Source organism: Streptomyces sp. 1222.5 (genome assembly GCF_900105245.1).
Lineage (GTDB): Bacteria > Actinomycetota > Actinomycetes > Streptomycetales > Streptomycetaceae > Streptomyces > Streptomyces albidocamelliae.
Genome location: NZ_FNSZ01000001.1, coordinates 6,072,425 through 6,092,318 on the forward strand (window position 1 = coordinate 6,072,425; position 19,894 = coordinate 6,092,318).

Annotated in this window: 16 protein-coding genes and 1 pseudogene; 7 read left to right on the plus strand and 10 right to left on the minus strand. The window is 69.2% G+C overall.

Going from position 1 to position 19,894, the window contains the following annotated elements:
- Positions 1-2: 2 nt before the first annotated feature.
- The gene (locus tag BLW57_RS27435) at positions 3-182 is read right to left on the minus strand and encodes a pRL2-8 (RefSeq protein ID WP_371127814.1); all 180 of its coding nucleotides are present in this window, start codon (positions 180-182) and stop codon (positions 3-5) included.
- Entirely contained in the window at positions 176-493 is a 318-nt protein-coding gene (locus BLW57_RS27440; protein WP_093478137.1) for a hypothetical protein, read from the minus strand. Before BLW57_RS27440 ends, BLW57_RS27435 begins: the two co-directional genes overlap by 7 nt.
- A 270-nt stretch (positions 494-763) precedes the next feature.
- Here BLW57_RS27440 and BLW57_RS27445 point away from each other — a divergent pair, with 270 nt between their 5' ends.
- Complete coding sequence (locus BLW57_RS27445) at positions 764-1,942, plus strand: protein kinase family protein (RefSeq protein WP_256339604.1); 1,179 nt, start codon at positions 764-766, stop codon at positions 1,940-1,942.
- A gap of 154 nt (positions 1,943-2,096) precedes the next feature.
- Here BLW57_RS27445 and BLW57_RS40975 read toward each other — a convergent pair whose 3' ends face one another.
- The gene (locus BLW57_RS40975; protein ID WP_143051623.1) at positions 2,097-3,338 is read right to left on the minus strand and encodes a hypothetical protein; all 1,242 of its coding nucleotides are present in this window, start codon (positions 3,336-3,338) and stop codon (positions 2,097-2,099) included.
- 927 nt (positions 3,339-4,265) lie between these two features.
- On the opposite strand from BLW57_RS40975, the pseudogene BLW57_RS43155 reads away from it, so the two are divergent.
- The 4 genes and pseudogenes from BLW57_RS43155 to BLW57_RS27465 all read left to right on the plus strand — a co-directional run.
- A pseudogene (locus tag BLW57_RS43155) lies at positions 4,266-4,352 on the plus strand (glutamine synthetase); the annotation flags it as partial.
- Between the two features lie 139 nt (positions 4,353-4,491).
- Positions 4,492-5,097, plus strand: coding sequence for a DinB family protein (locus BLW57_RS27455; protein WP_093478140.1), 606 nt, complete (start codon positions 4,492-4,494; stop codon positions 5,095-5,097).
- A 198-nt stretch (positions 5,098-5,295) separates the two neighbouring features.
- Complete coding sequence (locus tag BLW57_RS27460) at positions 5,296-7,989, plus strand: SpoIIE family protein phosphatase (RefSeq protein ID WP_176985744.1); 2,694 nt, start codon at positions 5,296-5,298, stop codon at positions 7,987-7,989.
- Positions 7,990-8,217: 228 nt separating this feature from the next.
- Positions 8,218-9,765 (plus strand): MFS transporter, encoded by a 1,548-nt coding sequence (locus BLW57_RS27465; RefSeq protein ID WP_093478143.1) that lies wholly within the window; start codon positions 8,218-8,220, stop codon positions 9,763-9,765.
- On the opposite strand, the gene BLW57_RS27470 is transcribed toward BLW57_RS27465, so the two are convergent.
- From BLW57_RS27470 to BLW57_RS27490, 5 genes are all read right to left on the minus strand, one after another.
- Complete coding sequence (locus BLW57_RS27470; protein WP_093478145.1) at positions 9,695-10,132, minus strand: DUF7144 family membrane protein; 438 nt, start codon at positions 10,130-10,132, stop codon at positions 9,695-9,697. The two genes, BLW57_RS27465 and BLW57_RS27470, sit on opposite strands and share 71 nt — an antisense overlap.
- A 30-nt stretch (positions 10,133-10,162) precedes the next feature.
- Complete coding sequence (locus BLW57_RS27475) at positions 10,163-10,615, minus strand: SHOCT domain-containing protein (protein WP_093478146.1); 453 nt, start codon at positions 10,613-10,615, stop codon at positions 10,163-10,165.
- Between the two features lie 124 nt (positions 10,616-10,739).
- Positions 10,740-11,759 carry a TolB family protein gene (locus tag BLW57_RS27480; protein ID WP_093478148.1) on the minus strand — a complete coding sequence of 340 codons (1,020 nt, stop codon included), beginning with the start codon at positions 11,757-11,759 and terminating at the stop codon, positions 10,740-10,742.
- Positions 11,756-13,039, minus strand: coding sequence for an MFS transporter (locus BLW57_RS27485; protein WP_093478149.1), 1,284 nt, complete (start codon positions 13,037-13,039; stop codon positions 11,756-11,758). Before BLW57_RS27485 ends, BLW57_RS27480 begins: the two co-directional genes overlap by 4 nt.
- A 1-nt stretch (position 13,040) precedes the next feature.
- Positions 13,041-13,928, minus strand: coding sequence for an alkaline phosphatase family protein (locus BLW57_RS27490; RefSeq protein ID WP_093478151.1), 888 nt, complete (start codon positions 13,926-13,928; stop codon positions 13,041-13,043).
- A 130-nt stretch (positions 13,929-14,058) separates the two neighbouring features.
- On the opposite strand from BLW57_RS27490, the gene BLW57_RS27495 reads away from it, so the two are divergent.
- Entirely contained in the window at positions 14,059-14,964 is a 906-nt protein-coding gene (locus BLW57_RS27495; RefSeq protein ID WP_093478152.1) for a DUF72 domain-containing protein, read from the plus strand.
- Here the strand turns inward: BLW57_RS27495 and BLW57_RS27500 are convergent.
- Positions 14,912-15,352, minus strand: a complete 441-nt coding sequence (locus BLW57_RS27500; protein ID WP_093480916.1) for a VOC family protein — start codon at positions 15,350-15,352, stop codon at positions 14,912-14,914. The genes BLW57_RS27495 and BLW57_RS27500 overlap by 53 nt on opposite strands.
- A 617-nt stretch (positions 15,353-15,969) precedes the next feature.
- On the opposite strand from BLW57_RS27500, the gene BLW57_RS27505 reads away from it, so the two are divergent.
- Positions 15,970-18,969 (plus strand): bifunctional [glutamine synthetase] adenylyltransferase/[glutamine synthetase]-adenylyl-L-tyrosine phosphorylase, encoded by a 3,000-nt coding sequence (locus BLW57_RS27505; RefSeq protein ID WP_093478154.1) that lies wholly within the window; start codon positions 15,970-15,972, stop codon positions 18,967-18,969.
- On the opposite strand, the gene BLW57_RS27510 is transcribed toward BLW57_RS27505, so the two are convergent.
- Positions 18,951-19,811 carry a phosphatase PAP2 family protein gene (locus BLW57_RS27510; protein ID WP_176985745.1) on the minus strand — a complete coding sequence of 287 codons (861 nt, stop codon included), beginning with the start codon at positions 19,809-19,811 and terminating at the stop codon, positions 18,951-18,953. The genes BLW57_RS27505 and BLW57_RS27510 overlap by 19 nt on opposite strands.
- Positions 19,812-19,894: the final 83 nt, after the last annotated feature.

Here is a 19,894-nt window from a genome sequence, read left to right on the forward strand (position 1 = left end):
GCTCACCACCACCGGGAGGGCTTCTTGGGGACGAGGTAGGGGTGGCCGTTTCGCATGTGGTCCACGCACTGCGGGCAGTCCTCACGCGGCCCCAGGCGGCGGTGGATGCTGCGGTCGTAGGCGTGCTGCCAGCACTGCGGACACTGCCCCGGAGGCGTCTCGGGAACAGCCACGCTCACCACCACCCCGACGACTTCTTCGCGGCCTTGGTCTTGGCGGCGGCGTTGACGACGCGCTGACGCTCGGCCTGGAGGGCGGAGATCTCGGCGACGAGCCGGGTCTCAGCGGACTGCCACGCGGTCTCGATCTTCCGCTCCGCCCGTCCGGGGCTGTTGCCCCGCACGACGCGGTACGAGCCGGTCGCCACGGCACCGAGGACGGCGCGGCGCTCACGTCCGTCCAGCGGCCACATCTCCCGCTGGCGGACCGCCTCCAGCTTGCGGGTCGCCTCATGGATGGCCTTGTCCAGGCGGCGGGTGTCGGGCTTACCCATCTCAGGCGCTCCTCGAGGTGGTGTCGTCGGCGGGCCGGGCGGGGGTGAGCTGGCCGGGCAGGACGGTGATGGCCTGGGACGCCATGAACCACGCCCGCTCCACAGACGTGTGGGTCGACGGCGGACGGGATGAGAGCGAGGGGGGCGAGTCGTGGGCGAGACGCCGATCTTGCGCCTTTCCCGGATTCTCGTGCCGCAAGCCCCGAACGAACCTTAACCTGGATAGGCATAGGAGGAGGAAGGCGAGCAAACCGCCAGGAGGATAGAGAAGTGGCTGACCCTACAGAGCTAATGCTGGCCGACCTCTCGAATGCGTATGCAGACGCGAAAGTTTCAAATACTTTCCTTCGTCTATATGTGAGCGACTCTCGCTTCGACCGTGCTTTCGCCAGCCTGCACGAGCGTCTGAACGGTCATTTCGCATCCATCAACGACAGGGCGGAGACGACCCACCACTACTGGGCCGAACAGAGCAGGGAGATGCTTGCACTTGTCAAGGAGGTCGCCAATTTCCTGAATTCGCTCAAGCATGCCGGCATTCAGGTGGACCTAGCTGCATCCTACGCAGGCGCCATAAAGAGTTGCCAATCATGGCTGGTGGGCAGCGGAGGCAGCACAATCCCGGATGACTTCGAACAAATCACGCTCATCCAGTACGAGCCAGTTTTTTCCCGCTCAGACACTGAGATCAAGCTAAAGAAGTCCAGCCAACGCACCCAGTTGCAACTGATCGGCGAGGGTTCGTACGCGAAGGTATTCTCTTTTGTCGACCCTGATTACGGCATTAAGTTCGCCGTCAAGCGTGCCAACAAAAACCTGAGCGCACGGGATCTACACCGGTTCCAGCAAGAGTTTGCGATCCTGAAGCGCCTACGGTTCCCGTATATAATTGAGGTATTCCAGTACGACGCAATTCGCAATGAATATCAAATGGAGTTTTGCGAGTCCACGCTCCGCAAGTACATCAAGAAGTTTAATAGCACCTTGTCGTTCTCGTTGCGGAAGAGAATCGCGCTGCAATTCTTGTACGGTGTCAATTACATTCATACTGAAGGCCTGCTTCACCGCGACGTCAGCCTTCAGAACGTTCTCATAAAGACCTTCAATGGCGGGGCTGTACTCGTGAAACTGTCAGACTTCGGCCTCGCCAAAGATAAGAATTCCGAGTACACGCGAACAAAGACAGAGATGCGTGGAACCTATCGGGATCCTGTCCTGGAGAGCTTTAAGGACTACGGCGTGCGCAATGAAATCTACTCGATCGGTTGGGTGCTTTCCTATATTTTCAGTGGAAGGGAGGCCCTTCTGTCTCGCGATGACGCGCCGAGCAAGGTTGTACGGAAATGTACGGCGCATGATGTCGCTCATCGGTACGGGAGCGTGCGCGAACTAATCGGTGACGTTGAGGGGATGGAAGCCACCCCACCCCCCGCGGACGCTCCAGCTTGACGAGGCCTCTGGTATCAACTGCTGACGAAACGGTGTTGGACGGGCATGCACGCCAGCGTCCAAGCCTGGCTGCCTCACCAACCGCGGACAGCACCTGAAGCGAGGGGGCATCGAACCCCTAAGCAGGTCTAGTCTTCCGTGGAAACTTTCCTGCTCACACGCCGAACGACCCCAGTAGTAGCCTCTTGCTTGCTTCCTGTGCTGACTGAACCGTTCCGGCTGTGAAAAGCATCTCCTCATCTTCCATGAAAAGACTCATTCGGCCAAAGCTATTAATTTGCATCTCGGTTCCGTGAAGCCTGCCTTGATGAACAGTTCTTGAGCGTTGAGGGTATGCCTTCGCTAGGTATGTCGCCTGTTCTTCATCAAGGACACCTCGGATGGCATCTTCGAAACGCTTACGGCTGCTGAGTACCATGCCGCACTCCCCGCATTTCTCAGGGTTCTTGTTGATTTGAGCGAGTGTCTCAACGGCTGCCGTGAAGCAGACCAATGCCATAGAGGGATGGTCTCGTCTAAGCATCAGCCCCTCTTGATGCATGAGCAGCGCGTGCGCCAATCGTGGAATCTGAATGATGATCCGTTCAGCATCGATAATCCACGCTGGCACAGAAATTTTCCTACCGCTATCCCGGAGGATTTCATCAGCGATAGGGCGCCATGAGTGGCCCTGGAGTGGGGCATCCGCCTCAGAGAAAGAAACGGCGGGGTCGCGGGGCCCTTCGCGAACAGTCCATGGACTATCCCATGTTAGCGAAAGAAGCGCGCTGAGTCTTCTCAATCGGGCCAGCGCCGTGACCTCACCATCTCTAAGCCAGGTGTAGCAGGAAGTCGATCCACGCACCTCGATGGGCCAGTGACAAAATTGCCCAGCCGCCACCCCTATGCCACTTAGAGGAACTCGAGCATCCTCTGAAACGCCATCAGTGAGTGAGGCAAATGACAAGTCTCCCGCAGTGAAGGGATCTCCGAGGCGCTGCCCGTTCAGCATGTAGGAATCAGGCTGGTACTGGGAGAGGATTGCAATCCACTCCCTCTCAGTTCGCGTCCCCAAGCGCACGATTGCCGACTCAATCCCCTGGCGCCATACTGCAACTTCCTCGTTGCGTTGTTCCCCTTGGCCGGCCAACGCAAGCATCAACCCATCCGGGCGATTTATCACCCACAGGCGGGGAAGCTCACGACCGTCGGAGGTGTTGAGCCTCCACTCATCTACTCGCCCAAACCTCTGGTCCGTTCGCGTCTGGCTGCTGTAGCCGTGATTGAACGTTTGCTGCATGTACTCGAAGAGGTGATGAATAAATTCATCTTTCTCCGCGTCTGGGATTGCCACGATTTCGAGTTCTGGAAGTTGCCCCACCCAATGGGGCGTCCAGACCTCAGGACTATTTTCCATCAGGTCAATATAGGGCTAGGGGCGCGGCATCACCATCGATTTTGGTGAAGTGGGGACCTCCAGACAGTGGCACAATCGCCAATGCCGAGGATTGATCAACTACTACGATGAGCTTGGTGAGGTCGATCCTCGGTCCTTCACCCAGGTCAGTGCCCAAGAGGTCCACACGATCGCACCCTCTCAAGCTGAGGGCTCACTGATGTCGTGGCCCATCAGCCCAGCTGCGCCCCCGAGCAACCGCCTTGAGCCGCCGTGCATCGCTGCGCGGAGTAGTGCGCCTTCCGCAGAGCACACGTGCCTAGTAATCCTGCGCTGGTCCGCACAACGTTCGAGACCGGGGGTGGGAGACGTGGCTCGTACGCAGTCCAGATGTGGAGCGCTCACGGAGAAGGGCACTAGGTGCCGGCGGCTCGCGATGGTCGGTGCGTCGCGATGCAACCTGCACCGTGGCGAGTGGTCGTCGTACACCATCGAGAAGCGCAAGGAAGCCGAACGCAAGGCGAAGATGCGCAAGCGTCGCAAGTGACCTCAGCTGATATGAGGTGACATCCATAACAGATATCAAAGACAGCGGACAGCGGACAGCGGCGGCACCGTGCGGTCTGACACGGCCACGGCCGCACTGCGCGGCACAGGTGGACAGGCGGTCAGACCGGAACTCCCGCGTGGCTCGTCGCCGCAAGGGGCGCGCCTTCGATCACTCCTGATGTTCACAGGTGTTCGGCGCCGACAGCGCCGATCGCCTCATAGCGCCCGGGAGGGGTTACCCCGTCCGTATTAGGTGCGTCTGAGTGGCTGATGCTGGGCCGTCCCTGGGCCGTCGAAGGGTGGCCCACGGCGGCCAACGACGACCGATGACGGCCGCTCGATTGATGGTCAGCGCGGCTCTGACGCCGATCGCGCGAGGTCGCTCGAGGCCGTCCTCACTTCCTGCGCAACAAGAAGTCGGAGTGGGAGGAGTACCGGTCCGAGGTGACGGCATTCGAGCTGCGCAAGAACCTGCCCGTGCTGTAGGGGCGGGCCGGGGCGGCCTCTGTCCAGCCGGCAAGCGGGGCCTGCAGCCGTCTGTTCCGGGACCCGGGTGCTTGCCATGCCTCCAGGGGCCGTCCGTGAGCCGTCTGTGCGGGAGCAGCCCATGGCAGGCTCATGTCGCATGATCGATGAATTCGCGAAGGACAACCTGCACGGGCGACTGCGGCGGGACCGCAAGGCGCTGCTCTGGAAACTCGACGGCCTGTCCGAATACGACGCCCGCCGACCTTTGACAGCTACCGGGACCAACCTCCTCGGCCTGGTCAAACACGTGGCCACCGTCGAGGCCAGGTACTTCGGCGAGGTCTTCGACCGCCCTTCCCCGGAACCGCTGCCCCGGTGGCAGGACTCCGACGGCAGCGATCTGTGGGCGACCGAGGACGAGACCCGCGATCAGATCATCGGGTTCTACCGGCGCACATGGGAACACTCGGACGCGACGATCGACGAGCTTCCCCTCGATGCCCCCGGCCACGTGCCGTGGTGGCCGGAGCCTTGCCCCAACACGAACCTGTTCGCCGTCATGGTCCATGTCCTCGGCGAGTCCATCCGGCATGCCGGGCACGCCGATATCCTGCGCGAGGCCCTCGACGGCCGGACCGGGGTGCGCGCCGAGAACGAGCAGCAGATCGACGAGGAAGCCCGTGCGGCCCACTGCGCGAAGATCGAGCAGGCCGCCAGGTCGGCCGCACCGATCAAGGCTCAGAGGTTGTCTCGCGTGACGTGAAGTTCGTGCGGCACCATGCCCTCAGGCAGGCCGTCCGCGGCCTGCCGGGTCCGTGCGTCGGCTTCCTCGCAGCGGTGTTATCAAGGGTGTATGGAAGCATTTTCCGGGCGCCCACGGGGTCCGGAACGACATCCGCCCGTCGGGGGCTCGCGCGCACGTCGCGCCTCCCTGCTGGACCTGCGCAGTGCGGCCGGTCAGATGTTCCTTCTCCAGGTCGTGATCGTGGTCCTGCTGGTCGTGGCCGCCGTGGGGGTCATGGTGCTCCAGGCGGCGAATGACGCCTTGCAGCAGGGGCGCAGGGAGTCGATCATCGTGGCGCAGTCGTTCGCGAGCGCTCCTGGCGTGGCCGAGGCGCTGCAGAGCCCGGATCCGACGGCGGTGCTCCAGCCTCGGGCCGAGGAGGCGCGCAAGCGCGCGGGCGTGGACTTCGTCATCGTCATGAACACGGACGGGATTCGTTATACGTATCCCTACCCGCGGGAGATCGGGAAGAAGTTCGTCGGCACCATCGAACCGGCGCTGAAGGGCCGTACCGTCGTCGAGCAGGCCGGCGGGCCACCGCTGCCCGCGGGCAAGGGGACGGACGTGCAGGCGGTGGTCCCGGTGACCGACTCGCACGGCAAGGTGGTCGGCCTGGTCTCCGCCGGAATCACGGTCAGGAACGTGGCGGGGCTGTGGCTGCCGGAGGTGCCGATCATCCTGGGCAGCGGCGTGGCCGCGCTGGCGCTGGCCGTGACGGGAACGAGGTTCGTGTCCCGGCGGCTGCGGCGGCAGACGTACGGCATGGCCCCGGTGGAGCTGGCGGAGTTGTACAGGCACCACGACGCGGTCCTGCACGCGGTGCGGGAAGGAGTGTTGATCACCGACGCCGACGGACGACTGCTGATGGCCAACGACGAGGCGACACGGCTGCTCGGACTGCCGGCGGACCCGCGGGGGCGCCCGGTGCAGGAGCTGGGACTGCCGGAGCCGATCACGCGTCTGCTGTCGTCGCCGGAGGCGGTCACCGACGAGGTCCTTCTCGTGAGGGACCGGTTGCTGGCGGTGAACAAGCGGCCGACGTACCCGCAGGCCGATCCGGAGGGCAGCGTGGTGACTCTGCGGGACACCACGGAGCTGGCGGCGGTCTCGGGGCGGGCCGAGGTCGCGCGGGAGCGGCTGAAGCTGCTGTACGAGGCCGGGGTGGGGATCGGGACCACGCTGGATGTGGAGCGTACGGCCCAGGAGCTGGCCGACGTGGCGGTGCCGCAGTTCGCCGACCTCGTCACGGTGGATCTGCTCGAAGCGGTGCTGCGGGGGTGGGAGCCGACGGCGGAGGGCTGGCGGCATCTGCGCCGGGCGGCGATCGGCGGCGACCGGCGGATGATTCCGGTGTATCCGCGGGGCCAGATGATCTCGTTCGCGCGTCGAACGCCGCAGATGCGGGCGCTGCAGGAGCGACGGGTGACGCTCGAGGCGGACCTGCGGCAGGCACAGGGCTGGCGGGAACAAGATCCGGAGCGCGCCAGGAGGGCCCTGGAGCGCGGGTTGCGTTCGCTGGTGGCCGTGCCACTGCGGGCGCGGAACGCAACGCTGGGCGTGGCGAACTTCTACCGGACGGTGGATTCCGCGGCGTTCGAGCCGGATGACCTCACCTTCGCGGAGGAACTGGCCGCGCGGGCGGCGGTGGCCATCGACAACGCCCGGAGGTTCACCCGGGAGCACGCGATGGCGGTGACGCTGCAGCGCAGCCTGCTGCCGCGGCGGCAGCCGGAGCAGGACGCACTGGAGGTGGCCTGGCGGTACATGCCTGCGGAGGCCGGGGTGGGCGGGGACTGGTTCGACATCATCCCGCTTCCGGGCGCTCGCGTGGCTCTGGTGATGGGCGACGTCGTCGGTCACGGGCTGCACGCGGCGGCGACGATGGGCCGGCTGCGCACCGCGGTGCACAACTTCTCCACCCTGGACCTGCCTGTGGACGAGGTGCTCGGGAACCTGGACGACCTGGTCGTCCGCATGGACAACGAGGAGCACACGGACGATGCCTGGGACGGCCAGGAAGGCGAGGGCGTGACCGGAGCGACCTGCCTCTACGCGGTCTACGACCCGGTGGTGGAGGCCTGCACGATGGCCCGTGCGGGGCATCCGGGGCCGGTGGTGGTGCGCCCGGACGGGACGGTCACCTGTCCTGACGTGCCGGCCTCGGCGCCGCTCGGCCTGGGCGGCTACCCCTTCGAGACCGTGGAACTGTCCCTGCCGGAGGGTTCGCAACTGGTGCTGTACACCGACGGCCTCGTGGAGGACCGTACCCAGGACATCGACGTCGGGATGGAGCGACTGCGCCGGGCGTTGGGCGAGTCCGGGGGCCGCTCGCCGGAGGAGACGTGTCGAGCGGTGATCGACTCATTGAAGCCGTCGCCCTCCTCCGACGACATCGCGCTGTTGACGGCACGTACCCGGAGGTTCCCGCGCTCGCACGTGGCCATGTGGGACGTGCCGCCGGACCCGGCGGTGGTTCCCTCGGTACGGGCGCGCTGCCGGGAGAGGTTGCTGGAGTGGGGGCTGGAGGAGACCGCATTCGCCACGGAGCTGATCGTCAGTGAGTTGGTGACGAACGCGATCCGGTACGGCTCGCCACCGGTCGGCGTACGGCTGCTCCACGGACGGTGTCTGATCTGCGAGGTGTCGGACGGAAGCGGCACGTCGCCGCGCATGCGGCGGGCGGCGACCACCGACGAAGGCGGGCGGGGACTGTTCCTGGTGGCGCAGTTCGCCCAGCGATGGGGGACGCGGTACACCCCTCACGGCAAGGTCATCTGGACGGAGCAGCTTCTCCACGACGGCGCATCCGCCGCCTCGGGCCTCGCCCCGGTCGACTTTCTTCTCGACCAGTTCGACGATCCCGGCCTGTGAGCCGCCCCGCCGCTTTCGGTCCTCCATGCAATCAGCCGATCGGATCGTCAGATCGATGTTCGGCATCGATACGTTCGGCAGGAAGGCAGAAGGAGCGGAAGAACCGGAGGTGCGGTATGGGGAGGCCCGTCGATCGCGTGGATGCCGTCGGTCGGGCGGCACGAGGACGGCGTCGCCGCCCGCTGGACCCGGGAGCTGGTGCGATGACCGCGTGCGAAGTGCCTCGTCGTGCCTTCCGCGGGTGAGGAGACGGTCAGCCCTCTGTCCTTCAGGGAACTGCAAGCGATCGCTCTCGCCTCCACGATGACGTCGCTCGACCGGACCGTGGTCGTCATCGCTCTCCCGTCCATGGCCCACGACTTGGGATTCGGGCTGGTGGCGGCTCACTGGATCATCAGTGTCTACGTGCTGACCACGGCTGCACTCGTCCTCCTCGGAGGGCGCCTCGGGAGCACGATCGGGCTCATGCGGACCTTTCGCTGCGGGGTGCTGGTGTTCACACTCGCGTCGGTCGCATGTGCGATGGTGCCGACCGCAGGTACCGCGTTTGCGGCCCTGGTCGGCTTCAGGGCTCTGCAGGGGGCCGGCGCGGCCCTGATGTGGCCCGTCGCCATCCCGATGGTGACGGGCGCCTTCGAAAAGGCGAGTCAGGGCCGGGTGGTCGCCTTGTTCTGCGGTGTGTCCCAGTTCGGCGGAGCCCTGGGGCCTGTGGTGGGTGGAGCCGTCACAGGGGCGCTCGGATGGCGTTACGTATTCTGGCTCAACATCCCGCTCGGTGTCCTCGCGTTCATCCTCACTTTGCGTGGTACTCCCGGTCCACGGCCGACCGGGGACCGGCCGCACTTCACCCAGCTGTTCCTCCTGGTGCCGGGTATCTGCCTTGTCGTACTGGCTCTTCAGCAGAGTGCGGAATGGGGCGTGGCGTCATGGCGATTCTGTGCGTCGCTGTGTGCCGGCCTGCTGATCACCTGCGTCTTCTGCCGCGCCACTCTGCGGTCCCGCCACCCCCAGGTCGACCTGCGACTTCTCGCCGGGCGACGGTTCGGCGCGGACGTGCTGGTCAATTGCGGCCTGCAACTCGGTCTTTTCGCCGTGTTCGTCAACAGCGCGCTCTACATTCAAGAGGTGCTGCGTTTCTCTCCCCTGCGGGCCGGAATCGCACAGATGCCCCTCCTCGTCGGCGTCATCCTGGGGACCCAGGCGGCCGGTTACCTGTTCGACCGCACAGGTAATGCCAGGGTCCCCGTGCTGTGCGGACTGGTCTGCGCGATCGCGGGGGTGGGGATGTGGATCGCGGCACTGTCCTGTACGTCCTACTTCTGGCACCTGCCGGGCATGGTGCTCTGCGGGCTGGGGGCCGGCACGCAGGCGTCGGTGAAGGCCGACGCCATGAACGGGGTGCCTGCGCTTCGGAGACCCGACGCGTCCGGGCTGCTCGCCGTGACGCAGCAACTCTCCGCCGTGGTGGGCCTCGCGGTCGCCGGAACGGCCACTGCGACACACGTGCGAGCGGATGCCGGACCGGCCCTCGTCGACACACAGGCCGTGACCGCGGGGTTCCTGGTCTCCCTGGGCTTTCTGGTGGTGACCCTCGGCGGAGCGGCCTTGTACATGGGCCGGTGCCGCTCGATCACCGGTCGGCGCTGCGCTCGCGGGGCCGGCGGTCACGAACCGTCGGCCCCAGGGGTGCGCCCGTGCCCTTTCGTCAGGGGGTGCGGGGAGCTTCCCGCGGCGGGGTCGTGGTCGCCGGCTGGACCACGCACAGGGCCCAGATGACGACTCCCGCGAAGGCGATCATCAGGGTGGACCAGATGGGGGAGTACGGCAGGGAGAGGAAGTTGGCGATGATGATCAGGCCGGCGATGACGATGCCGGAGATCCGCGCCCACTTCGCCGTCTGGAACAGCCCCATGCTCACCACCACGGCGACGGCGCCCAGGATGAGGGTGACCCAGCCCCAGCCGGTCAGGTCGAAGCGGAAGACGTAGCCGTTCGCCGCGATGAACACGTCGTCCTCGGCTATGCCCATGATGCCGCGGAAGATGTCGATCACCCCGGCGACCATCAGCATGACGGCGCCGAAGAGCATCAGACCGCTGGCCCAGTGCTGCTTCCTGGCCTCTGTGGTGTGTGTCGTGGTCATGTCTTTGCCTCGCTTGCTGTCGTCCGGTGATCAGTGCGGGACGGACGTCGTGGCCGAGCCGGTGCGGTCCGTGCCGTCGTCGCCGCTCAGCACCAGTGCCTTCGCCCTCTGGAACTCCTCCTGGGTGATGTCGCCGCGGTTGCGCAGCTCGGAGAGCTTGGCGAGTTCGTCGGAACTGCTGGGCCGGGCACCGCTCGCCGCCTCCCTGACGTAGGAGTCGAACGCCTTGCGCTGCCGGATCGCCTGCTCCTGCTCCCGGCGGCCCATGTCCTTGCCGCGGGCGAGCAGGTACACGAGGACCCCGAGGAACGGCAGCACGATCACGAACAGGCACCAGCCGGCCTTGCCCCAGCCGCTCATGGAGTCGTCCCGGAAGATGTCGAGGACGACCTTGAACAGCAGGAAGAACCACATGATCCACAGGAAGAACCACAGCATGGTCCCGAGGGCGGCCAGCAGCGGGTAGTCGTAGGCGAGGTTCATCTACGTGGTCCCTTCTTCGCGCATCAGGCCGTTGTCCGAGCCCACAGTGCGCCGGTGCGGGACCGCCCGCCTCACACCCCCCGGGTGATTTCCCCTGCTCCCTCGCCCACCCACGGCCCTGCAGCTAGCGCAGGTACGCCGGTGACACCGCCGCCGTGCTGATCCGCCGGGCCCTGCCCGAGCCGTCCGCCGGGACCTCGTAGAGATCCGCGCCGTAGTCCCCGGGCAGCGCGTACACGATCGTGCGGGTGTCCCGCCAGACCGCCTGGTCGTCCACGCTCCTCGGTTCGGCCAGGGGAGTCTCCCGCATCGTGCGCAGGTCGAGGACGTACAGACGCCACGGGGCGTCCGTCGGCAGCCCCGCCACCCGCTTCTTGTAGGCGACCCGCGTGCCGTCGGGGGACAGGGACGGGCACTCCACGTTCGGGTGCAGCGTGGTGACCGTACGGTGGCGCAGATCGCCGCGGACCAGGTAGGTGCGCCCCCCGGTGGCCAGCGTCGCGTAGAACGTGCGGTCGTCCGCCGCGAACGTCACGCCCCAGAAGTTGACGTCCGCCGCCCGGTAGGGCCGTCCGTCCTTGACGATCCGGAAGTCCTCCAGCGACGGGACCAGGACGCCGGTGCGGGTGTCCGCGATCGCCGTGCGCGTGGAGAAGTTCGTGCCGGCGTACGAGTCGCCGCCGACGAAGGCCGTCCAGGCGGCGAAGCGGCCGGTGGCGGAGACCCGGGCGCGGGAGGGGATGCCGGGGACGTCGTAGTGGTCCACGGTGCGCAGGCGCGCGTCGAGGATCAGGGCGCGGTAGGTGTCGGACACCGGCCCGTGCACCGCCTGGAGACACACGCCGGTGCCCGAGGCGGCGTAGAAGCGCAGGCACTTGACGCCCGAGGCGGTGCGTGGCGCCGCGGGCTCGCCGGCCGGGACGCTCGTCAGCTCGTCCCGGTGCGGTCCCCACGCCATGTTCCGGAACACCATGCGGCCGTGGCCGGTCAGCGCCACCGTGCCGGGTGTGACCCGCGGGCCACCCGCCTGGGTGCGGTCGCGGCGGTCGGCGCGGGCGGAGGCGTGCAGCACGGACGCCAGCCCGACGGCCGCGAGCACGGCGACCGCCGCCGCCAGGATCAGGACGCGGTTGCGTACGGTCATGCGGTCACCGGCTCCTTCGGGCGCAGGGTGAGGGAGAACGCGGCACACGCGGCGAGCGCCACGGCCGCGCCGGCCAGTGCGGTGCGGTCGCCCCACGCCGTCCAGGCCGCGCCGAACAGCAGCGAGCAGGCGAACCGCGCGAGTGCCTGCCCGGTCTGCACCACGGCCAGTCCGGAGGAGCGCAGCGCTTCGGGGACCCCGTCGGAGGCCGCCGCCATCAGCACCCCGTCGGTGGCCGCGTAGAAGCCGCCGTGCAGGGCGAGGACGGCGTACGGCAGGGCCGTGCCGTGCCAGGACGTGAGCAGCAGGCCGTAGGCGAGGAGCAGGGCCCCGTGCCCGGCAAGGAAGACCGTCCACCGGCCCACCCGGTCCGCGAGCCGGCCGAGCGGCACCGCCAGCAGCAGGAAGGCGGCCGCCGTGCCGAGCGGCAGCAGCGCGAACCAGCGGTCGGGCACGCCGAGGCGGCGCTGGAGCAGCAGGTAGACGAAGGAATCGCTGACCGTGGCGAGGCCCAGCAGCAGCGCGCACACGGTGATCCGGCGCAGGTCCCGGCGGCGCAGCAGCCGTACGGCGGCGCGCAGGGTCGGGCGTTCGGCGGGAGCCGCGCTCGTGGTGGCCGGGCCTCGTGGTCCGCCGCCGCGCCTGGCGCCCGGCACGAAGAGGACCAGGACCAGGACGCCCAGGACGGCCACGCAGAAGCTGACGGTGAACACCGCGTCGTACCCGTCCACGGTGGCCCGCAGGACGAGGAACGCCGCCAGCGGGCCGAGCAGGGCGCCCGCGGTGTCCATCGCCCGGTGCACGCCGAAGGCCCGGCCGCGGGACTCCGTCGTGCTCGCTAGCGAGATCAGCGCGTCCCGGGGAGCCGTCCGCAGCCCCTTTCCGGTGCGGTCGGCGGCGAGGACCAGCCCGATGGGGGTCAGTGAGTGCGCCACCAGCAGCAGGGGCTTGCAGGCCGCGGACAGGGCGTACCCGAGCCCGGCGACCCACTTGTGCCGGCCGCCCCCCCGGTCGGCGAGGTGCCCGCCGACGAGCCGGACCAGTGCCGAGAAGCCGTTGTAGATGCCGTCCAGCAGCCCGAAGCCCAGCGGGGACAGGCCGAGGCCGGTCACGAGGTACAGCGGCATGACCGCCGTGACCATCTCGGAGGACACGTCGGTGACCAGGCTGACCGTTCCGAGGGCGAGGACGGTGGGCGCGACCGCGGCACGGCGCCGCCCGGCCGGAGGCCGGACGGCGCCGTCAGCGGACGCGACGGCGCGGCTGTCCGCTACGTACACGTCAGGGCGCCCAGATACCGGTGATGTCCTTGGCGGAGGCCGCGTTGCCCGCGTGCGTACTCAGGCCCTGGGTGTCCTCCAGCGTGCGCAGCAGGTCGTAGTGGTTGTAGGTGGTGGAACTGGACGAGCCCGCGGTGACCGGCTGGCCGTACAGGACCGTCGGGATGCGGTTGCCGCTGAGCCGGTTGTCCTCGTCGAAGGTGACGACGAGCAGGCTGTTGTGGGTCTTGGCCCAAGTCGCGTACGCGCCCAGGTTGTTCTTCAGCCAGGTGTCACCGGAGGACACCGAGCAGTCGTGCATGTCGCTGCACAGGTTGGGGACGACGAACGACACCTGGGGCAGCGTCGAGTAGTCCGTCGGGAACTGGGCGAACGTCTTGGCGCTGGACGTCGGTACGTTGCCGAACCCGAACCAGGGGTTGTGCTTGCGGGCGTACTTGCCGCTGCTGCAGGTGGTCGAACCCTGGCTGGGCAGCGTCTCGTTGTAGCTGGCCCAGCTGCGGCCGGCGGCGATCAGTTCGGAGGCCAGGTTCGGCGCGGACGAGAAGCCCGGGGTGTAGCAGCTGTCGTCCGTGATGCCCTGCGTCGAACCGGAGAACAGGGCGAAGTAGTTGGGCTGGCTCGGGTGGGTCTCGGCGTACGCCTGGGACAGGTTGGCGCCGCCCGACTTCAACGAGTTGATGTAGGGCGCGCTGGAGGAACCGATGACCTGGCTGTACGCGTGGTTCTCGAAGACGACGACGACCACGTGGTCCGGGCTGGGAACGGTGGTCGCGGCGTGCGCGGACCCGCTGCCGAGACCGGTCCACAGACCCGCCGCGGCCGCGGCGAGGGCCGCCGCGGACGCCACGACGGTGCGGGCACGGCGGTACACGGAACTGCCGGACACATCAACCTCCGGGGTGGGGGGATACGGGGCTGGCGGTGCGGACAGAGCATGCACACGCCAACATTCCCGTGGCCCACGGAAGCCAACCTCGCGAGTGAAGACCGGATGAACGGCGGGTACCCGCGCCGCCATGACGCGCATTCTGGTGGGCACTTGCGGCTGGACCGACCCGGCGCTGGTGCGGAGCGGCTGGTACCCACGCGGCCACCGCGACGCCGAGGGACGCCTGCGGCACTACGCGAGCCGCTTCCCCGTGGCCGAGGCCGACTCCCCGTACTACGCCCTGCCGAGTCCGCGCACCACCCGGCTGTGGGCGGACCGCACCCCCGCCGGGTTCCGCTTCGACGTCAAGGCGTTCTCCCTCCTCACCGGCCACCCCACCCGCCCCGCCGCCCTCCCCGCGGATCTGCGCGGACACCCGCGCGACGAGGGCCTGCTCACGGAGATTTGGACGCGGTACGCCGAGGCGGTGGACCCCCTGCGCCGCGCCGGGCGGCTGGGCACGCTCCTGTTCCAGTACCCGCCCTCCCTGGCCCCCGGCCCCGACTCCGAGGCGTTCGTCCGCGCGGCCCGGGAACGCGCCCGCGACTGGCCGTTCGCCGTGGAGTTCCGCGACCGCGCCTGGTGGCGGTCCGCCCGTACGACCGCCTTCCTCAGGGACCTGGGCGCCACCGCCGTCGGCGTGGACACCCGCCAGGACCTGCCCGGTTCGCTGCCCCCGGACACCTCCGTGACCACCCCGCGCCTCGCCGTCGTCCGTTTCCACGGCCGCAGCGCCCACTGGGGCACGGGCGGCAAGGAGGACCGTTTCCGCCACGACTACACGGAGGCGGAACTCGCCGAGTGGCTGCCCCGCGTCCGCGCCCTCGCCGCACGCGCCGAGGAGGTCCATCTCCTCTTCAACAACTGCTGCGCGGACGCGGCGGTCCGGGCGGCCCGGAGCATGCTCGATCTGCTGACCGCCCGGCTGCCGCGGCAGGCGGCTAGTCCTGAGGCGCCGCCGGTGGGGCGAGCACCTGGTGCAGCGGCTCGGTGAGCCGCCGCTTGTACTCCTGGACGGCCCACCCGTTGCCGTCGGGGTCCTTGAAGTACATGAAGGTGGCCCCGTCCTGCGGCGCGAACTGCACCGGCTCGCTGACCTCGAGGCCCCGCGCGGTCAGTTCCTCGTAGGCGGCCCCGGCATCCGTCAGGCACAGCTGCAGACCGTGGTACGTCCCCGGCCGCGGTGTCCCGGTGGGCACCTGCAGCCCGTCCACCAGCGCGATGGAACACCCGGACCCCGGCGGCGTGAGCTGCACGATCCGCACGCCCTCCATCACCTCCCCGTCCAGGTCGACGTGGAAGCCGCCCTTGTCGCGGTAGAACTCCATGGCCCGGTCCACGTCGGACACGGGCAGCATGACCACTTCGAGGGACATCTGCAGGGAACGACTCCTCCTCGTCACGGCTGAACGGCTCGCCCTCACCGAAGCGGAAATCCCTCTGGGGCGCCACCGAACTCCGCCGGGGGCGGATCGAGGGAGCTGTCGGCAGCGCCGGGCGGATGCACACCGGCCCGTCCACCGATCACCTGCCCGCGCTCCGTCGCCCGCGCGGCCCCGGACGCCCGCCTGCCCCACGTCACCCGCACGGCCTCTCACGCCGTCGCCGAGTCGCAGGCATCGCCCCGGCGATCGGCCCCGGTCCCCGACAGCGCGTGCGGAACACCGACGGGATCACGGGTTCCGCGCCGCGCCCGGGTCCGCGGCGGAGTGCGGTGCGCGCTCACGCCAGGCCGAGCGCAGCTGGACCATCCCCGCGCCGCGCCATCGGCACCGGGCCCCGCACCGTGTACGACGTCGGCGGTGCCGAATTCCGACGTCGGACCCGGGTCGTCCCGCACGCACGGAGCCGCGGCGGCAACCCCCGTACCCGCGCCCAGGCCCAAGGAGCCCTGCCCCGAATCCCGCCCCGGTCCCGGGCCCGCCCCGGAGCCCGGGCCTCGTGGTGCGGTTAGGCTCTGGCCAGGACGACCTTGATCCGAGACAAGGGGAGGCCGAGGATGACGCCGGGGCGCAGAAGCAGCACGTTCACCCGTCTGCTCCGGCACGGCTTCACCGACCCCTCCGCCGCCGAGCGCCTGCTGGACGGCCCCGAGCTGGACCCCGTGCGCAACGACCCGGTCCTGCTGGAGGCCCTCGGCGCCACCGCCGACCCCGACCTCGCCCTGCACGGTCTGGTCCGCCTCCTGGAGGCGCAGAACGGCTCCGCCGCCCCGCGCGAGCTGACGGACACCCTGATCGCGGCCAAGCCGCTGCGCGACCGCCTCCTCGGCGTTCTCGGTGCCTCCGCCGCCCTCGCCGACCACCTCGCCCGCCACCCCAGCGACTGGCAGGCCCTCGTCACCTACGAGCCCCGCGACCTCCACCCGGGCGTGGCGGAGTTCGAACGCGGTCTGGCCGACGCGACCGAGCCGGTCTCCCTGCGCGTCGCCTACCGCCGCTGCCTGCTCTCCATCGCCGCCCGGGACGTCTGCGGTACCACGGACGTCGCCCAGACCGCGGCCGAACTGGCGGACCTGGCCACCGCCACCCTGCGCGCCGCGCTGGCGATGGCGCAGGCCGCCGCCCCCGAGGACGCGGCGGCCTGCCGCCTCGCCGTGATCGCGATGGGCAAGTGCGGCGGTCACGAACTGAACTACGTCTCCGACGTGGACGTCATCTTCGTGGCCGAGGCGACCGACGGCACCAGCGAGGCCAAGGCCCTCAGGTCCGCCACGAAACTCGCCTCCCACCTCATGCGGATCTGCTCGGAGACGACCGTCGAGGGCTCCATCTGGCCCGTGGACGCCAACCTCCGTCCCGAGGGCCGCAACGGCCCCCTCGTCCGCACCCTCAGCAGCCACGTCGCCTACTACCAGCGCTGGGCCAAGACCTGGGAGTTCCAGGCCCTGCTGAAGGCCCGCCCGGTGGCCGGCGACCAGGACCTCGGCCGGGCCTACATCGACGCGCTGGAACCCCTCGTCTGGAAGGCCGCCGAACGCGACAACTTCGTCGCGGACGTGCAGAAGATGCGCCGCCGGGTGGTCGAGAACATTCCCGTCGCCGAGATCGAACGCGAGCTCAAACTCGGCCCCGGCGGCCTGCGCGACGTCGAGTTCGCGGTCCAGCTCCTTCAGTTGGTGCACGGCCGCACCGACCCGTCCCTGCGCAGCGGCACCACCCTCGACGCCCTCCAGGCCCTGGCCGCCGGCGGCTACGTCGGCCGCGAGGACGCCGCCCGCCTGGGCGAGGCGTACCGCTTCCTGCGCTCCATGGAGCACCGCATCCAGCTGTACCGCCTGCGCCGTACCCACCTCGTCCCCGAGGCGGAGGAGGACGTGCGCCGCCTGGGCCGCTCCATGGGGCTGCGCGCCGACCCGGTGGCCGACCTGAACCGCGAATGGAAGCGGCACACCGGCGTCGTACGACGGCTGCACGAGAAGCTCTTCTACCGCCCGCTGCTCGACGCGGTGGCCCAACTCGCCCCCGGCGAGGCCCGCCTGAGCCCCGAGGCGGCCCGCGAACGCCTGGTCGCCCTCGGCTACGCCGACCCGGCCGCCGCCCTGCGTCACCTGGAGGCGCTGGCGTCCGGCGTGACCCGTAAGGCGGCGATCCAGCGCACCCTCCTGCCGGTCCTGCTGGGCTGGTTCGCCGACTCGGCGGACCCCGACGCGGGCCTGCTGAACTTCCGCAAGGTCTCCGACGCCCTCGGGAAGACCCCCTGGTACCTGCGGCTGCTCAGGGACGAGGGCGCCGCCGCCGAGAACCTGGCCCGCGTCCTGTCGGCGGGCCGCCTCGCCCCCGACCTGCTGATGCGCGCCCCGGAGGCGGTGGCCCTGCTCGGCCAGGGGGACGGCGGCGGCCTGGAGCCCCGCGACCGCGCCCAGCTGGAGCAGGAGATCCTCGCCGCCGTGGGCCGCGCGGAGAACGCCGAGCAGGGCGTCACCGCGGCGCGCGGCGTCCGCCGCCGCGAGCTGTTCCGCATCACCGCCACCGACATCGTCGGCTCCTACGGCACCGAGACCTTCCCCGCCGAGGCCGACCAGGGCGCCCTGGTGGACCGGGTCGGCGCGGCCGTCTCCGACCTCACCGCGGCCACCCTCGCCGGCACCCTGCGCGCGGTCGTGCGCGGCGGCTGGGGCGACACCCTGCCCACCCGGTTCGCGATCATCGGCATGGGCCGCTTCGGCGGGCACGAGCTGGGCTACGGCTCCGACGCGGACGTGCTCTTCGTGCACGAACCGCAGGACGGCGTGGACGAGCACGAGGCGGCCGCGGCCGCCAACAAGGTCGTCGCCGAGATGCGCCGGCTGCTCCAGCTGCCCAGTGCCGATCCGCCCCTGTTGATCGACGCCGACCTGCGACCCGAGGGCAAGTCGGGCCCGCTGGTGCGCACCCTGAAGTCGTACGGGGCGTACTACCGCCGCTGGTCCCTGGTCTGGGAGTCGCAGGCGCTGCTGCGGGCCGAGCCGGTCGCCGGGGACGCGGACCTCGGCCGCCGCTTCACCGAGCTGATCGACCCGCTGCGCTACCCGCCGCAGGGGCTCGCCGAGGACGCCGTACGCGAGATCCGCCGGCTGAAGGCCCGCATGGAGGCCGAGCGGCTGCCGCGCGGCGCCGACCCCAAGCTGCACACCAAGCTCGGCCCCGGCGGCCTGTCCGACGTCGAGTGGACCGTCCAGCTGTTCCAGCTCCGGCACGGCCACCAGGTGCCCGGGCTGCGCACCACCCGCACCCGCCAGGCCCTGTCCGCGGTCCGCGCGGCCGGTCTGCTGTCCGCCGAGGACACGGAGATCCTGGACGAGGCGTGGGTGCTGGCCACCCGGGTGCGCAACGCGGTCATGCTGGTCCGCGGCCGGGCCGGGGACACCTTCCCCACCGAGCCCCGCGAGCTGGCCGCCGTGGGCCGCTACCTCGGGTACGGCGCCGGACACGCGGGGGACATGCTCGACGCGTACCGCCGCACCACCCGCAGGGCGCGCACGGTGGTGGAGGAGCTGTTCTACGGCGACGGGGCCTGAGCCGGCTCGGGCGCCCGGACCGGCACCCGCCTCGGCAGCGTGTGGGGCAGGGCGCCGTACCAGAGCCGGGCCACCGCGGCGCCGAAGGCCAGGCAGAGCATGCCGCCCACCGCGTCCAGCCAGAAGTGGTTGGCCGTGGCGACGATCACCAGCAGGGTGGTCGCCGGGTACAGCAGGCCGAGCACCCGCGCCCACGGCACCGACGCCAGCGCGAAGACCGTCAGACCGCACCACAGCGACCAGCCGATGTGCATCGACGGCATCGCCGCGTACTGGTTGGACATGTGCTTGAGGTCGCCGGAGGCCATCGAGCCCCAGGTGTGGTGCACCATGACCGTGTCCACGAAGCGCCCGTCCCGCATCAGCCGGGGCGGCGCGAGCGGGAACAGGTAGTAACCGACGAGGGCCACGCCCGTCGTTGCGAAGAGCGCCAGCCTGGTGGCCGCGTACCGGCCGGGATGCCACCGGTACAGCCACACCAGCACGCCCAGCGTGATGACGAAGTGCAGCGTGGCGTAGTAGTAGTTCATGCCGACGATCAGCCAAGACACCGAGTTCACGGCGTGGTTGACCGCCCGTTCGACGGCGATGCCCAGTTGGTGCTCGGTCCGCCAGATCCAGTCCGCGTTCCGCAGCGCGGCGGCCCGCTGCTCCGGGACGGCGTTGCGGATCAGTGAGTAGACCCAGTAACTCAGCGCGATCAGAAGGATCTCGAACCACAACCGGGGCCGGCGCGGATGACGCAGCCGGCCCAGCAGACCCCGTCCCCCCTCGCCCGTGACGGCCCGCGGAACGGTCACGTCCTCGCGACCTTCCGAATCTGTCACGGTCGAGTCACTCATAGGCATCAAGTCTGCCAGACAAGGCTTCCTCGCCCGATCATCCCAAGGCCGGGTCCCCGACGCACCTTCTGCGCGGCACCGGG

What these genes read in the sequence shown, in the direction of transcription:
- BLW57_RS27440 (WP_093478137.1), bottom strand. Translation starts at nt 493, where the DNA reads ATGGGTAAGCCCGACACCCGCCGCCTGGACAAGGCCATCCATGAGGCG.
- BLW57_RS40975 (WP_143051623.1), bottom strand. Translation starts at nt 3,338, where the DNA reads ATGGAAAATAGTCCTGAGGTCTGGACGCCCCATTGGGTGGGGCAACTT.
- BLW57_RS27455 (WP_093478140.1), top strand. Translation starts at nt 4,492, where the DNA reads ATGATCGATGAATTCGCGAAGGACAACCTGCACGGGCGACTGCGGCGG.
- BLW57_RS27460 (WP_176985744.1), top strand. Translation starts at nt 5,296, where the DNA reads ATGTTCCTTCTCCAGGTCGTGATCGTGGTCCTGCTGGTCGTGGCCGCC.
- BLW57_RS27470 (WP_093478145.1), bottom strand. Translation starts at nt 10,132, where the DNA reads ATGACCACGACACACACCACAGAGGCCAGGAAGCAGCACTGGGCCAGC.
- BLW57_RS27475 (WP_093478146.1), bottom strand. Translation starts at nt 10,615, where the DNA reads ATGAACCTCGCCTACGACTACCCGCTGCTGGCCGCCCTCGGGACCATG.
- BLW57_RS27480 (WP_093478148.1), bottom strand. Translation starts at nt 11,759, where the DNA reads ATGACCGTACGCAACCGCGTCCTGATCCTGGCGGCGGCGGTCGCCGTG.
- BLW57_RS27495 (WP_093478152.1), top strand. Translation starts at nt 14,059, where the DNA reads ATGACGCGCATTCTGGTGGGCACTTGCGGCTGGACCGACCCGGCGCTG.
- BLW57_RS27505 (WP_093478154.1), top strand. Translation starts at nt 15,970, where the DNA reads ATGACGCCGGGGCGCAGAAGCAGCACGTTCACCCGTCTGCTCCGGCAC.
- BLW57_RS27510 (WP_176985745.1), bottom strand. Translation starts at nt 19,811, where the DNA reads ATGAGTGACTCGACCGTGACAGATTCGGAAGGTCGCGAGGACGTGACC.